Here is a 14,464-nt window from a genome sequence, read left to right as displayed (position 1 = left end):
CTGTGCATACGATCTATCTGGAGAAACCCATGAGCGATATCACCTTCAAGCACGTCCGTTACCAGAACCTGGGCTGGGAGACCGCCGCAGACCTGTACCTGCCACCAGGCTTCGACCCTGCCAAACAGTATCCGGCCATCGTCAGCACCCATCCGATCGGCAGCTGCAAGGAGCAGACCTCAGGCAACGTCTATGGCGCGGGCCTGGCCAGGGAGGGCTTTGTGGTGATCGCCTTCGACGCCAGCTTCCAGGGCGCCAGCGGTGGTGAACCGCGCTTCATGGAAGACCCGTCGATCCGCGTGTCCGACATCCGCTACGCCATCGACTACCTGGTGACACTGCCCTACGTCGACCCGGCGCGCATCGGCGCCATCGGCATCTGCGGCGGTGGTGCCTACACCGTGCATGCGGCCATCACCGACCACCGCATCAAGGCATTGGTGTCGATCACCGGGGTCAACTTCGGCCGCCTGATCCGCGAAGGCTTCAGCAACTTCCAGCCGGTCGCGGCGCTGCAGGCCATGGCCGCCCAGCGCACCGCCGAAGCCCAGGGCGGCGCGCGCAACGTGATCAACTACCTGCCGAACTCGGTCGAGGAGGGGCGCCAGGCGGGTATTACCGATATCGACGTGCTCGAAGCGACCGACTACTACAAGACCCCGCGTGGCCAACAGCCCAACGGTGCCACCAGCGGCCTGTTCTCGTTCAACAGCGCGGCGTTCGGCTGGGATGCCTTCCTCAATGCCGAATCGCTGTTGACCCAGCCTTTGCTGGTGGTCATCGGCGACAAGCCGGGTGCTTTTGGCGCCTACCGCGATGGCTGGGAAATCCATGGCCGGGCGGCCTCCATCGACAAGCAGATCTACGTGGCCGAAGGCTGGTCGCACTACGACCTGTACGACAAGCCCGAACCCGTCGCACTGGCCATGGCGCAGGCCGTGCCTTTCCTGCGCAAGCATCTGCAGTGATGCCATCGGCTGGCCAGCCTGATCGTGTTGCCCATGCGGCCCCAGCAAACGTCCACCGAGGTAGCCCATGAACGCGGCTTTCGAACCATCGCGGCCGCCTTTCGCCGACAGTCGCGCCCTGGCCCAGGCCATCGCCAGAATCGCACCCTCGGACGGCGACTACGAGACGGCCATTCCCGGCCTGACCTTGCACCGCCGCCGGGCCGTCACCCAACCCATGCACTGCATCTATGGCCTGGGACTGGGGATCACTGCCCAGGGCGAGAAGCAGGTCGTGCTCGGCGAGCAAGTCCTGCGTTTCGGACCGGGCCAGTCATTGCTGACCGCCGTCGATCTACCCGTGGTATCCACGGTGGTCGAGGGCAGCCACACCGAGCCGTTTCTTGGCCTGATGCTGCACCTGGCGCCACAGGAGATCCTGCAACTGGCCACCGAACTGCGCCTGCCTTCGCCCAGCCGCGACTGTGGCTTCCGCTCGATGGCCGTGGAGCCCCTGACCGAGGGGCTGCTGGATGCCTTGCTGCGCCTGGTGCAGTTGCTGTCGGAGCCGGTGCTGCTGCCTTACCTGGCCCCGCTGGTCCAGCGCGAGATCGCCTACCGCTTGCTGACCGGGCCCCATGGAGCGCAACTGCGCCACCTGATCAACCAGGGGGCGCCCAGCCAGCAGATCGCCGGCGCCATCAACTGGCTCAAGCGCCACTTCGCCGAACCACTGAAGATCGAGCAACTGGCCGCCAGCTGCCATATGAGCCCTTCGACGTTGCGCGAGCACTTTCGCACGATCACCGGCTTGAGTCCGCTGCAGTACCAGAAGCAACTACGCCTGCAGGAAGCCCGTCAGTTGATGCTTACGCAGAACCTCGATGCCAGCGTGACCGCCGCGCGGGTCGGCTATGAAAGCGCCTCGCAGTTCAGCCGTGAATATTCCCGGCTGTTTGGCGCACCGCCCCAACGCGACATTCGCCGCTTGCGCCTGAACTGAACCCCATCGTCATTGGCTGGCATTGACTGCTGCGCGGCGGTGGATTGTCCAGGCCGTGTCGGGCGCGCACAGGCGCAGAATCAGGCATGGACCTCGTTGGATTGGGCAAGGCCGTCAAGGTGACGGTTCTTATACTGTCGGCTCCAGCCTTGCGCTCGTATGAGGTCAGCACCTTGAAACGTCATGCACCGGTCTTCCAGCACCGCGACTCTGCGCAGTCCCGCGAGGGGCGCTTTCACAATCTGTCACCGCGCCCAGCGGACATGCCCGAGCCCGATGCCAGGACGATCTGGAACGCGTTGTTCAACAAGCCGAAATTCACGGTGCCGCGCGCGCCGGTACCGGTGCTGCAACTGACCCGCGCGCAGCTCGACGCCGCGCCGGACGCCAGCCTGTTCCGCCTGGGCCACTCCACGGTACTGTTCAAGCTCGAAGGTGGCTGGTGGTTGACGGATCCGGTGTTCTCCAAGCGCGCCTCGCCATTCTCCTTCGCCGGCCCCAAGCGCTTCCATGCGCCACCCCTGACCTTGGACGAGCTGCCGCCGATTCGCGGGGTCATTCTCTCCCACGACCATTACGACCACCTGGACCGGGCGACGATCAAGGCCCTGGCGCCCAAGGTGGAGCGCTTCCTCACTCCGCTGGGCGTGGGCGACCGCCTGCTGGCCTGGGGCGTGCCGGCCGCGAAGATCCATCAGTTGGACTGGTGGCAAGGGCTCGAAGCGGGCGGTTTGCGCCTGACGGCGACTCCGGCCCAGCATTTCTCCGGCCGGGGGCTGCGTGACGGCAACCGGACGCTGTGGTGTTCATGGGTGATCGAGGCGCCGCAACTGCGGATGTTCTTCAGTGGCGACACCGGCTATTTCGATGGTTTCGCCGAGATCGGCCGGCGCTTCGGGCCGTTCGACCTGACGTTGATGGAAACCGGCGCCTACGACGAGCATTGGCCCTACGTGCACATGCACCCTCGGCAGACGGTGCAGGCTCACATGGACCTGGGCGGGGGCTGGCTGCTGCCGATCCACAACGGCACCTTCGACCTGGCGTTGCATGCCTGGTACGCGCCTTTCGAGCAAGTGCTGGAGTGGGCGGAGCATGAGGGGGTGCCGGTGGCCACTCCGAAGATGGGAGAGCGGGTTGACCTACATTTACCACGTACCGGCGAGCGCTGGTGGCGTGAGGTGGTGAGCCAGGAAGAAACGACCAAGGGCCGTGGTTGCCGGCTGCGCTGGGCGAGCCAGTAACCTACGGGCTTGTACACCTAGGCAGGAAAGGTTCAAGTTGCCGTTGTGCCCACTTTGGCTCAAGCCACTGCTCCAGTGTCGGGCAATGGCGTTGTAATTAAATTCAACCAAAACTGGGCGGCACGGCCATCGCAAGGCGAACGGCCAGACCAGGCCGCACTCACCACTGCCGTGGCCTGTCGTTCATGCAACTGATGTTGCCCGAGGTGGTCAAGGCCGAAGATTTCCCGACCCTCAGGGACCATGCGGAGCGTTTGGAACAAACCGACCTGTTCAAGCGTTATCCGATTGTGTGAGGGTGAAACCAGGGCATCTTGCAGTACGGAAAATTATCTGAGACTTTGCTCCTCAAAGCACAGGAAATCAAAGGATTACACTAAGTGGTAGTGACTGAACCGTCCTTGCGTGACATGGAACAGAACGTGGTTCTTCGATTTTCCAACGCATTCGAAGCAAGATTTCCTACTCAAGATCCCGATGGATCGGTACCCGGGTGGGTGAATACAACACTCGGGGCCCAGGATGAGGTATTCGCCGATCACCTGATTGCAGCCAATGCCCGCTTTGCGCTCATTGAGTTCAAGGCTACCTTCCTGGCCATACGCAAGGAGGCGAGCAAATCGCTCCGACAGAGGTTGTTTAGTCAACTGGCCATTCGCAGTGATTTTTTACGTCGCTGTCTCGATTTTCATTTCGTATGCTGGGGGACGACTCGCCGTCATCAGCCGCCTGGCTTCCCGATTCCGATCGTAGAGGAGATCGACCTGCTCAATCAGTATGCAGTGCATGTCTCGCCCTTCATGCTCACAACCTTGAATTTGACGCCTTCTGCCGACATTAGTACACAGATCTTTCTTGATAACTTCATTGGCAGTCGGTTGATGGGCGGCACCTACAGCCGCTTCAAACGCTATCTTAATGAGCTCGGGCAGCTAGCCGGAGTGGAAGAGGCTTCGTCTATTTCAGGGATGGTGTGCGTGTACGTTCCATCAGACGGTGAAAATCCGGCCAGATATGCGCATAGCCGGTTTCATGGGCTCGAGCAGCTTCAGCTTCTGTTTGAGCCCAAGATTAAAGAACTGAGTCGTGAGTATGAGCGTGGTCTGGAAATCTCCAGGAAGCCCCGCTCACATTCTGGCCCAAGCTTGGACTGACTCCTGAGATCAGCGAGTTTGGTGGAGGGACGCTCTCACTGGGCCCTGCAGAAGCTTGCTCAGCCTGCCCTGTTCTTGTTTGTCTGCGTTGCTCCAAATGAGTTCGTAGCGGGCGGCCTTGAGCCTGATCTCATCTTCGATGATGGGTGTTCGAGCGTTGGCGAAATAGGTCGTGATCAAGGTCGCTATGAAACAGGCTGAAATGCACCCGGCTGCCGTCCAGTAAATGGCATTCCGAGATTGTTTTACACATGAGGTGGCTCGATTGTTGGCCTGAACCGACCGACTCAGCTCTTCGGTGACGGAAGTGAATGATGACCTCACTCCTTCGAAAGCCGATTTGTAGGCTAGCTGCGCCGCTTGTGCGGCTGTTTGGTCTGCCTTAGCCCATGCTTGTCGGACCTGCTCAACCTGGGCACTGATTTGTTTGCTGGTGGCGTCGACATGCTCTGTGTATTGGCCTACCTGATCAAGCACCGCCTTGTTCGCACGCATTAGGTCGGTGAAGATGTCCAGCTCATGGGTGAATCGGTCAGATAACGCCAGAAAGTCTCCGTATGTTGCTGTCCAGTTGTCAGCTTTTATCATTTGTTCGCCCGCGATAATGTTCGTATGCCCTTTGGGCATCAGAGGTGTCTTGGTTATTCTGGAGCAGGTCGGCAGCACAGCTGCAAACCCGATACGTGATGACCGGATAGTGATTGGTGGAGGGCCTGCCCGACAAGGTGGCGACCAAGGCCAAGGCGTCCTTGGTCTCAATACCATGCGCGGTAAGATGCGTGCGGGAAACAGAATGTCGCCTCTTGATACCGATCCAGGAAACTCAGGCTTTGAAGCCTGGCCCTACCGTAAGGGGACGCTGCGAACGCCTGAGAGTAAAAAGCCTGAAGCACCCACTGCAAAGAGGGATGATCAAGAGCAAAATTGGGCAATATGTCTGGTCTCAATGGGTAGATCAGAGGCTGTCCGGATCCCCGAAGAACATCTGTATCCGCGACCGCAACCATTTCTCCGCCGGATCATTGTCCTGCGCCCCACGCCACGCCATGTGCAGCTCGAAGCTGCGCACCTCCAGCGGCAGGTCTTCCGCGCGCAACCCGCCCGCCGCGGTCAGCGCATCGGCGGTGTAGTCCGGCACCGTGGCGACGATATCGGTCCCCGCCAGCAAACTTCCCAATCCGTTGAACTGCGGCACCGCCAGCACCACGTGGCGCTTGCGGCCGATCTCGTCCAGCGCCTCGTCGATGAACCCCGAGAGGTCGCCGGCGAACGACACCAGGGCATGGGGCCGGGCGCAGAAGTCGTCGAGGGTGATACTGCCGGGCATGCTGTCGGCGCGCAGCAGCTTGGGCATGCTGCGGCGCAGCACCTTGCGCTTGGCGTTGGCAGGGAGTTCGTTGGTGTAGCTCACGCCCACCGAGATCTCGCCCGAGGCCAGCAGGGTGGGCATCAGCAGGTAGTTGACCCGACGCACCACCAGGACGATGCCGGGCGCTTCGGCGCGGATGCGCTTGAGCAACTGCGGCAGCAGGGCGAACTCGGCGTCGTCGGACAGGCCGATACGGAACACCGCGTTGCTGGTGGCCGGGTCGAAATCGGCGGCGCGGCTGACGGCGGTGGAGATCGAATCCAGCGCCGGCGACAGCAGGGCGAAGATCTCGTGGGCCCGCGCCGAGGGCTCCATGCTGCGACCGGTGCGCACGAACAGCGGGTCGTCGAACAGGTTGCGCAGGCGCGACAGCGCGGCGCTGATCGCCGGCTGGCCGAGGAACAGTTTCTCGGCGGCGCGGGTCACGCTGCGTTCGTGCATGAGCGTTTCGAACACGATCAGCAGGTTGAGGTCTACGCGACGCAAGTCGTTACGATTCATTCGATGCGGCTCGCCTGAAATGGGGCAGGGGTGAATCTTAAGGCCAAAGGCTGGTACCCTGCACCGATTTCCGGGTGCCAATGCACAGATTTGTCAGGGGCCCAATCAATGACAGGCATGTCGACTATTAACAGCCACTGATGGTCCAACCGTGAAAGCCCGGATAAAGTCCGTGGTAATACGAGATTCACACAGGCGAGGTATGCGATGTCCCGCATGATCCGTTTCCACAAGTTCGGCCAGGCCGACGTGCTCCGTTGCGAGGAGCAGGCCGAACCGTCCCCGGCTACCGGTGAGGTGCAGATCCGCGTCGAGGCGATCGGCGTCAGTTGGTACGACGTGCTCTGGCGGCAGAACCTGGCGCCGTCCCAGGCACGGCTGCCGGCCGGTATCGGCCACGAGATGGCCGGTGTGGTCACCGCCGTGGGCGAGGGTGTGGACGATATCGCGGTGGGCGACCGGGTCGCCAGCTTCCCGGCCACCAGCGCCAACGACCACCCGGTTTACGGCGACGTGATCGTCCTGCCGCGCAGTGCCATCACCCGTTACCCGGATGTACTGACCCCGATCGAGGCCAGCGTGCACTACACGCCGCTGTTGATCGCCTATTTTGCCTTCGTCGACCTGGCGCGGGCCAAGGCTGGGCAGACCGCGTTGGTCACCGACGCCAGCCACTGCGCGGGGCCGGCCTTCGTGCAACTGGGCAAGGCCCTGGGGCTGAGGGTGTTCGCCGCCACCAAGGAGCCCGAGCAGCGCGAGTACCTGCTGGGCCTGGGCGCCGACAAGGTGATCGTCACCGAGGAACAGGACCTGCTGATGCAGATCGGCAAGTACACTGATGGCCGTGGCGTGGACATGGTCCTCGACGGCATGGGCGGCCCACAGATGTCGCTGCTCGGCGATGTCCTGGCGCCCCGTGGCAGCCTGGTGCTGTACGGCCTGCAGGGTGGCAACCAGACGCCGTTCCCGGCCTGCGCGGCGTTCCAGAAGAACATCCAGTTCCATGTGCACTGCATCGGCAACTTCACCGGCAAGCCGGAGCTGGGCATCGCCCAGGACCAGGTGGCCCTGCAGCGGGCGTTGCGCGACATCAACCAGTTCACCGCCGACCAGCTGCTGACGCCGCAGATCATCAAGGTGTACCCGTTCGAGCAGGTGGTCGAGGCACACCGGCACATGGACGAGTGTCCGTGTGGTGGGCGGGTGGTGCTGGATATGGGTGCGCACTGATGCCTCGTGCGATCCCTGTAGGAGCGGCCTTGAACTGGCCTAATGATTTTGGACACCTTCATCGGGCGCTATGATGGCGCCCAATTGGAGGCAAAATCAGTGCGTAAATCTTATTCAAGAGAATACAAAGTCCAAGCTGCCGAAATGGTGCTGGACGGTGGGCAGTCAGTTCCTGAGGTCTGTGCCGCCCTTGGGCTGGGCCCTACCGCGCTTCGCCGCTGGGTTGACCAGGTACGTGAAGAGAGAGCCGGCAAGGTTCCGGCTGGAGCCAAAGCGATCACACCCGAGCAGCAACGAATTGAAGAACTCGAAGCGCTGGTTCGGCAAAAGGATCGGGATATCGAAATCCTAAAAAAGGCCAGTGCTCTCCTGCTTCGGGACTCAAAGATCGTTCTCGCTGATCAACGAGCTGAGTGAGCAATACCCTGTTGTCGACTGCTGCCGCGTGCTTGGGGTTAAGCGCAGCGGTTTCTATGCGTGGCGCAAACGGCAGGACGTGAAAAACCGGCCAGAGATGCGCTACGCCTGCTGGTAATCAAGCACTTCAACGCATCGCGAAGTGCTTCTGGCTCGCGAACCCTGGCGCAGGAATTGCGGCATGAAGGCCATGAAATAGGACGATACAAGGTGCGTGCGCTAATGCGCGAAGCTGGCCTGAAGTGCAAGCAGCGCAGGCCGCACCGCTATCGGTCATCAGGGGCAGAAGCGTTGATCGCCGAGAATCAGCTGAAGCGCAATTTCAAGGTTTCGGCGATCAATGAGGTTTGGTGTGGTGATGTGACCTATATCCAGGTTGGCAGGCGCTGGCTGTACCTAGCCGCCGTGATTGACCTCTATGCCCGTCGCGTAGTGGGTTGGGCATTCTCGATGATTGCAGATGCCAACAGCTTGTAACGCCCTGCGCATGGCAGCTGAATCGCGGGGTAGGCCGGCGGGCGTAATGTTTCATTCAGACCAGGGCTGTCAGTATACCAGCCATAAATTCAGAGCCGCGCTCGATGAGTACAACTTGAACCAGAGCATGAGCCATCGAGGCCAATGCTGGGATAACGCTGCCATGGAGCGATTCTTCGGAGCATTGAAATCAGAATGGGTGCCGGCAGAGGGTTACGAGACCGAAGCGCAGGCACGAGTGGATATCCAGGCTTATCTGATGCGCTACAACCTCAAGCGCCTCCACAGCTACAACGGCTATGAAACGCCAGTAGCCATGGAGGAAAAACTCAAGGCAGCGGCATGAACCTTAACCGGTGTCCAAAATTACTTGACCAGTTCACCTTGTGTCGCGAAAGGGCCGCATAGCGGCCCCGGCGATCTTTGTTCAGTGCTGAAATCTTGGGGCCGCTACGCGGCCCTTTCGCAACACAAGGCCGCTCCCACAAGGGGCAGGGCTGAGACACTAGCCAAATTTAGCTAAATGTCCTACTAGGCTTTAGGAAGTTTCCTTCAAGCTCGGTTTGCTATTCATCTGCCAGAATCGGACTTCAATTCGAAGCCGTCAGGGAGATGGAGCGATAGCATGACCGAGACCCACGACCAAGCCATGCACTATGTCTACCAGCAAGTCCTGCAGCGCCTGCTGGAGCACATGACTCAGGCCCAGCGCGCCTCGGTGCAGCTGCTGGTCCAGCGATTGCTGGTCATCGCCGGCGGCCAGGAATACGTCGGCAACGTCCGGGTGCTGGTGCTGCACGGCGTCGACCAGCGCAGCGCACATCTGCTGGCCTGCCTGCGCGCCGCGCAGTTGAGCATCGCCCTGCGCCATGGCGCCACCTGCCGCCTGCGGGTGCTGACTGCCCGTCTGCCGACCCTCGACGATACCGCCCTGGCCCTTCACGACCGCTGCTTCAGCGCGCTGTTCCTGCACGACGATCCGCGGGTGGAGCTGCTGCGTGCTGACGGCGGGCAACTTGGCCCGTTCGGCGCCCGCCAGGCCTGCTCGGCCGAGCAACTGGCCGATGCGGGCAACGCCTGGTTGCTATTCGGCCATCTGGTCGGTGGGCAGCCGGACGCGATGCTCGGTGCCAGGAGCTACCTGGCGCTGGCCAACAGCCTGGGCCAGGCGCTGGCGGGGGAGGCCGGCGAGCAAATCCTGATAAGCGCCGTGCCGTTTTCACAGCGCCACCGCCTGCTGGCTTGGGGGCGGCGTTGCCTGCGCCATACCGTGGAGGTGGCCCACGCCCTGACGCCTCACAATGTGCTGGCGGCGGGTCTGGAGCAGTTGGGCGCGGTGCTGGCCGATCCCTGGCAACCGCCGACTTCGCCCGTGCTGCGCCAGCCCGGCGGCGAGCCGCGGCTGGTGATGGCCGAGGACCTGTTGCGCTACCCGGACGACGGTGGAGCGCTGGACCGCATGCTCGGCCGGCAGGACGTCAAGGGCAGTCAGGCCCAGGGGCCGTCAGGGCTGTTCGATCCCTTGCCGCTGGCCCACCTGCATGGGCTCAAGGCGCAGTACCTCGACCAGCGCAGCTACCGCGAAGGCACCCAGGCATTCTTCCAGCGCTTGCGCCAGCCGTCGACCGCCTGGCCGCAGGGGCGGGCCCTGCGCAGTGAGGCGCAGACGCGCCTGGCCGGTGCCTATGGCGTGAGCGAGGCACAACTGGTCTGCCAGCTGTTCACCCCGTTCGAGGCGCAAGGGCACAACCTCGAGACCTTCGTGCTGCGGTGCCATCCGGGCATGCGCGTCGCGCTGCCGTACCTGCACCGCGCCTTGCAGGGGCGCCCCTGCCCGGAACCGGTCAGCCAGTGGCTGGTTGAAACCAGCGGCCTGCAGCTCGCGCAGTTGCGGGGGCTGTATGCCGGCACGCTCAGCCACCAGGCCCGGCGCCTGTTCCAGCTGCTGGGCCGGCGCGACCTGTGGCTGCGGCCTTTGCCGGCCAGCCCGGGCGGCTATACGCCGTTGCGCGCCGTCGATTAGGCCTGCTGCCTGGGCAACGTTCATAATGATCGTGTGACCGTCGATCCAGCGCGCTTGCCCAGGCATGTGGTCTGTATGTATAACCAGTGCTTGATCCTCAACACCCGACTTGCACCGTGATCGCCCATTCCGTCGATGATCCCCTGTACTACCTGCACAACTTCCGCCAGGTCCTGAGCTGGGTCGTGCAGCGCTATGCCGACCTGCTTGACCGCGACGAGCACGGTTTCATCCAGACCTTCAGCGAACTGCCGGTGCCCAGTCAGGCCCTGCTGGTGCGCATGGTCATGCGCAAGGGCGAGCTGTTTCGCAGTGACAAGCTCGACTATGCCGAGATTGGTGACACCGAGGCGGCCCTGGCGCCACTGCTGGCATTGGGTTGGGTGGCCGATGATGCGCCGTTGACCATCGAGCAGCTGGGGGCGTTGCTGCGCAAGGACGAGCTGGCGACGTGCTTCGCCGGGCGACTTACCCGGCCGCGCGCCGGCAAGGCCGAGCTGCTGGAGCAGTTGCAGGCCCTGGGTTTGCCGCCTGGCCCGCTGGCCCAGTGGTGCCCCGGTTTCCCGCTGCGGATCCTGCACTGGTGCCAGCAGCCGTTGTGCGACCGCTTGCGCCTGCTGTTCTTCGGCAACCTGTACCAGAGCTGGTCGGACTTCGTGCTTGCCGACCTCGGGGTGTTTCGCTACGAACAGGTGGCGTTCAGCGACGACTCGCGGGCTTTGCGCCAGCGCGCCGAGGTCGACTTGGCCATGGCCCTGCACCAGTGCGCCGAGCGCCTTGAACAAGGCGTCGCGCCCGCCGATCTACTCGCGGCGCTGGACGGCCTTGACGACAGCAACCCCTGGCTGGCCAGGCGCCGGGCGCGCCTGCTGTTCAGCCTCGGCCAACAGTGCGAGCGCTTGGGGGACTGGGACCTGGCACTGCGGATCTATGCTGGCTGCGCGCACCCCGAGGCGCGTATTCGCCAGGTCCGGGTCCACGAGCGCAGCGAGCAATGGCCAGAGGCGCATGCCCTGGCCCAGCACATGGCCCAGGCGCCTGCCAACGCCCTGGAACGCCAGGCCCTGGAACGCCTGCTGCCACGCCTGGCGCGCAAGCTTGGCGGTCCGGCACAGCCGCGCCGGCGCAGCGAGGCGGTGACACTTATCGAACTGGAACTGCCGGCCGAAATGGCAGCGCTGGGGGTGGAAGAGGCGGTGCGCCAGCACTTGGAGCAGGAAGGCGGCAGCGTTCACTACGTCGAGAACACCCTGTTCAACAGCCTGTTCGGCCTGCTGTGCTGGGAGGCGATCTTCGCCCCGGTGCCGGGGGCGTTCTTCCACCCGTTCCAGAGCGGGCCGCAGGACCTGCACGACGGCGACTTCCAGCCGCGTCGCGCGGCACTGTTTGACGCCTGCCTCGAGCGCCTGGACGATGGCAGCCATCGCCAGGCCATCCGCGACTGCTTCCAGGCCAAGCAAGGCCTGCAGTCGCCTTTCGTGTTCTGGCAGATGCTCGACGAGCCGTTGCTCGAACAGGCACTCGAGTACCTGCCGCCCGCGCACCTGAAGGCCTGCTTCCTGCGCCTGCTGCAGGATATCCGCGCCAACCGCGCCGGTATGCCCGACCTGATCCAGTTCTGGCCGGGGCAGGGCGGCTACCGCATGATCGAGGTCAAGGGGCCGGGCGACCGGCTACAGGACAACCAACTGCGCTGGCTCGAGTTCTGCCATGCCCACGGGCTGCCGGTCGCGGTCTGCCATGTGCGCTGGAGGGAGGTGCCGGCATGAGCTACACCGTGGCCGTGCGCGCCCTGTGCGAGTTCAGTGCCAAGGTTGGCGACCTCGACCTGCGCTTCACCCCGTCGCCCACCGCCCAGGAAGGTATTGCCGGGCACCGCCGGGTGGTGGCGCGGCGCGCCGCCGGCTATGAAGCGGAGGTGGCGCTGGAGGGTGAGTACCAGGGGCTGCGGGTCCGCGGTCGCGCCGATGGCTACGACCCGGCGGGCAATCGCCTGGAGGAGATCAAGACCCACCGTGGTGATCTGGCCAGGCAGCCTGATAACCACCGCCAACTGCACTGGGCCCAGGCCAAGGTCTATGCCTGGTTGCTGTGCCAGGCACGGCAGCTGTCGGCGATCGAAGTGGTGCTGGTTTATCTCGATGTCGACAGTGACGGCCAGACAGTGATCAGCGAGCGTTACCAAGCCGATGAGCTGAAGCGCTTCTTCGAGGCCCAGTGTGAGCGCTTCCTGGCCTGGGCACAGGCGCAGGAGCGGCGGCTGAGCGAGCGGGACCGGGATCTTGGCGCGCTGACATTCCCCTATCCCGAATTCAGGCAGGGCCAGCGCCAACTGGCCGAGACGCTGTACAAGGCCGTGAGCACTGGTCGCTGCCTGATGGCCCAGGCCAGCACCGGCATCGGCAAGACTCTCGGTACGCTGTTCCCGCTGCTCAAGGCCGTGGTGCCGCAGCAGCTGGACAAGCTCTACTTCCTTACGGCCAAGACCCCAGGCCGGGCCCTGGCCCTCGATGCACTGCGCCAGATCACCCGGGCGTCGCCGCAACCAGCCCTGCGCAGCCTAGAGCTGATCGCCCGCGACAAGGCCTGCGAGCACCCCGAGAACGCCTGCCATGGCGAGTCCTGTCCCTTGGCGCGGGGCTTCTACGACCGCCTGCCGGCCGCCCGCGAAGCCGCCGCGCAGGTGCCGCTGCTCGACCGCGCCAGCCTGCGCCAGGTGGCCCAGGCGCACCAGGTCTGCCCCTACTACCTGGGCCAGGAGATGGCGCGCTGGGTCGACCTGCTGGTGGCTGACTACAATTACTACTTCGACGCCCATGCCTTGCTGTTCGGCCTGGCCCAGGCCAACCAGTGGCGCACGGCGGTACTGGTGGACGAGGCGCACAACCTGGTCGAACGGGGGCGGCAGATGTACAGCGCCAGCCTTGACCAGGGCCAGTTGCTGGCACTGCGCCAGAGCAAGCCGGCCGGACTCGGCAGTGCCCTCGATCGGCTCAACCGGCAGTGGAACGCGCTGTACAAGGCACAGGTGGCGCCGTACCAGGCCAGCGAAGAGCTGCCGGACGCCTTCCTGCGAGCCCTGCAGCAATGCATCGGGCTGATCCAGGAACGCATGAACCAGGCGCCCGCCGAGGTCGAGCCCAAGGTGCTGGAGTTCTTCCTCCAGGCCCTGCAGTTCAGCCGCATCGCCGAGCTGTTCGACGAGCACTTCCTGTTCGATATCAGCCCGCGCAACGGTCCACGGGGGCGGCGCCTGGCCACGCTGTGCCTGCGCAATGTGGTGCCGGCGCGGCTGCTGGGGCCGCGCATGAGTGCGGCGCGCAGCGTCACGCTGTTTTCCGCCACGCTGAATCCGCGGCACTTCTACAGCGACTTGCTGGGCATGCCCGCCGACACGGCCTGGCTGGAGGTCGCCGCGCCGTTCCGGGCCGAGCAGCTGCAGGTGCGCATCGTCAGCGAGGTGTCCACTCGCTACCAGCAGCGTCAGGCGTCGCTGGCGCCGATCGTCGAGCTGATCGCTGCCCAGTTTGCCGGCCAGCCGGGCAACTACCTGGCCTTCTTCAGCAGCTTCGAATACCTGGAACAGGTGGCGCGGCTGCTGGCCGAGCGCTATCCGGCACTGCCCATCTGGTGCCAGGCGCCGGGCATGGACGAGGCCGGGCGCGAGGCCTTCCTGGCGCGTTTCGTGGAGCACGGGCAGGGGGTGGGCTTCGCCGTGCTCGGCGGTGCCTTCGGCGAGGGTGTGGACCTGCCGGGCACGCGTCTGATCGGCGCCTTCGTCGCCACCCTCGGGCTACCCCAGGTCAACCCGGTCAACGAGCAGTTCAAGCAGCGCCTGGGCCGCCAGTTCGGCGCCGGTTTCGACTACGCGTACCTGTACCCGGGCGTGCGCAAGGTGATCCAGGCCGCTGGCCGGGTAATCCGCGGCGACCAGGACCGTGGCGTGCTGATGCTGATCGATGAGCGCTTCGCCGAGCCCCGGGTGCGGCAGATGTTCCCCAGCTGGTGGCAACTGGGCTGAACGCAGTCATCGCCTGGCGCTGAAACTCCCAGTACACTGCGCGTTCCAACACCTACTTCTGTTGATTTCGAGGTTCCG

Annotated in this window: 13 protein-coding genes and 1 pseudogene; 12 read left to right on the top strand and 2 right to left on the bottom strand. The window is 63.9% G+C overall.

Annotation, left to right across the window (positions count from 1 at the left end):
* Window positions 1-29: 29 nt before the first annotated feature.
* From HU751_RS20460 to HU751_RS20445, 4 genes are all read left to right on the top strand, one after another.
* Entirely contained in the window at window positions 30-968 is a 939-nt protein-coding gene (locus tag HU751_RS20460; protein ID WP_186735754.1) for an alpha/beta hydrolase, read from the top strand.
* 67 nt (window positions 969-1,035) lie between these two features.
* Window positions 1,036-1,950, top strand: a complete 915-nt coding sequence (locus tag HU751_RS20455) for an AraC family transcriptional regulator (protein ID WP_186735756.1) — start codon at window positions 1,036-1,038, stop codon at window positions 1,948-1,950.
* Window positions 1,951-2,123: 173 nt separating this feature from the next.
* Complete coding sequence (locus HU751_RS20450) at window positions 2,124-3,194, top strand: MBL fold metallo-hydrolase (protein WP_225933361.1); 1,071 nt, start codon at window positions 2,124-2,126, stop codon at window positions 3,192-3,194.
* A 380-nt stretch (window positions 3,195-3,574) separates the two neighbouring features.
* Window positions 3,575-4,348, top strand: a complete 774-nt coding sequence (locus HU751_RS20445) for a hypothetical protein (RefSeq protein WP_186735760.1) — start codon at window positions 3,575-3,577, stop codon at window positions 4,346-4,348.
* Between the two features lie 9 nt (window positions 4,349-4,357).
* Here the strand turns inward: HU751_RS20445 and HU751_RS20440 are convergent, their stop codons facing one another.
* Window positions 4,358-4,975 carry a hypothetical protein gene (locus HU751_RS20440; protein WP_186735762.1) on the bottom strand — a complete coding sequence of 206 codons (618 nt, stop codon included), beginning with the start codon at window positions 4,973-4,975 and terminating at the stop codon, window positions 4,358-4,360.
* Between the two features lie 328 nt (window positions 4,976-5,303).
* Window positions 5,304-6,218 (bottom strand): LysR family transcriptional regulator, encoded by a 915-nt coding sequence (locus HU751_RS20435; RefSeq protein ID WP_225933360.1) that lies wholly within the window; start codon window positions 6,216-6,218, stop codon window positions 5,304-5,306.
* A 207-nt stretch (window positions 6,219-6,425) separates the two neighbouring features.
* Here HU751_RS20435 and HU751_RS20430 point away from each other — a divergent pair, with 207 nt between their 5' ends.
* The 8 genes and pseudogenes from HU751_RS20430 (at window position 6,426) to HU751_RS20410 (ending at window position 14,386) form a co-directional block, all read left to right on the top strand.
* Window positions 6,426-7,448, top strand: coding sequence for a zinc-dependent alcohol dehydrogenase family protein (locus tag HU751_RS20430; protein WP_186735764.1), 1,023 nt, complete (start codon window positions 6,426-6,428; stop codon window positions 7,446-7,448).
* Window positions 7,449-7,490: 42 nt separating this feature from the next.
* Window positions 7,491-7,865: a transposase gene (locus HU751_RS26885; RefSeq protein ID WP_225933359.1), complete on the top strand. Its 375-nt coding sequence runs from the start codon at window positions 7,491-7,493 to the stop codon at window positions 7,863-7,865.
* 60 nt (window positions 7,866-7,925) lie between these two features.
* Window positions 7,926-8,342 (top strand): IS3 family transposase, encoded by a 417-nt coding sequence (locus tag HU751_RS26880; RefSeq protein WP_367616974.1) that lies wholly within the window; start codon window positions 7,926-7,928, stop codon window positions 8,340-8,342.
* Window positions 8,326-8,430: pseudogene (locus tag HU751_RS27040) on the top strand (hypothetical protein); the annotation flags it as partial. The gene HU751_RS26880 and the pseudogene HU751_RS27040, both read left to right, overlap by 17 nt.
* Before the next feature lie 27 nt (window positions 8,431-8,457).
* Window positions 8,458-8,688 (top strand): integrase core domain-containing protein, encoded by a 231-nt coding sequence (locus HU751_RS27035; RefSeq protein ID WP_264082625.1) that lies wholly within the window; start codon window positions 8,458-8,460, stop codon window positions 8,686-8,688.
* Window positions 8,689-8,967: 279 nt separating this feature from the next.
* Entirely contained in the window at window positions 8,968-10,365 is a 1,398-nt protein-coding gene (locus HU751_RS20420; protein ID WP_186734401.1) for a hypothetical protein, read from the top strand.
* Between the two features lie 116 nt (window positions 10,366-10,481).
* Entirely contained in the window at window positions 10,482-12,134 is a 1,653-nt protein-coding gene (locus HU751_RS20415) for a VRR-NUC domain-containing protein (protein WP_186734400.1), read from the top strand.
* Window positions 12,131-14,386: an ATP-dependent DNA helicase gene (locus tag HU751_RS20410; RefSeq protein ID WP_186734399.1), complete on the top strand. Its 2,256-nt coding sequence runs from the start codon at window positions 12,131-12,133 to the stop codon at window positions 14,384-14,386. The genes HU751_RS20415 and HU751_RS20410 overlap by 4 nt, the downstream gene beginning before the upstream one ends.
* The last annotated feature ends 78 nt before the right edge of the window (window positions 14,387-14,464 follow it).

Origin of the sequence: Pseudomonas peradeniyensis, assembly GCF_014268935.2 — a bacterium.
Classification (GTDB): Bacteria; Pseudomonadota; Gammaproteobacteria; order Pseudomonadales; family Pseudomonadaceae; genus Aquipseudomonas; species Aquipseudomonas peradeniyensis.
This window is presented reverse-complemented; position numbering and strand designations above follow the sequence as displayed.

Bases quoted from the DNA above. Each gene is read 5' to 3' on its own strand.
- HU751_RS20460 (WP_186735754.1), top strand. From the start codon at position 30: ATGAGCGATATCACCTTCAAGCACGTCCGTTACCAGAACCTGGGCTGG.
- HU751_RS20455 (WP_186735756.1), top strand. From the start codon at position 1,036: ATGAACGCGGCTTTCGAACCATCGCGGCCGCCTTTCGCCGACAGTCGC.
- HU751_RS20440 (WP_186735762.1), bottom strand. From the start codon at position 4,975: ATGCCCAAAGGGCATACGAACATTATCGCGGGCGAACAAATGATAAAA.
- HU751_RS20435 (WP_225933360.1), bottom strand. From the start codon at position 6,218: ATGAATCGTAACGACTTGCGTCGCGTAGACCTCAACCTGCTGATCGTG.
- HU751_RS20430 (WP_186735764.1), top strand. From the start codon at position 6,426: ATGTCCCGCATGATCCGTTTCCACAAGTTCGGCCAGGCCGACGTGCTC.
- HU751_RS26885 (WP_225933359.1), top strand. From the start codon at position 7,491: ATGATTTTGGACACCTTCATCGGGCGCTATGATGGCGCCCAATTGGAG.
- HU751_RS20420 (WP_186734401.1), top strand. From the start codon at position 8,968: ATGACCGAGACCCACGACCAAGCCATGCACTATGTCTACCAGCAAGTC.
- HU751_RS20410 (WP_186734399.1), top strand. From the start codon at position 12,131: ATGAGCTACACCGTGGCCGTGCGCGCCCTGTGCGAGTTCAGTGCCAAG.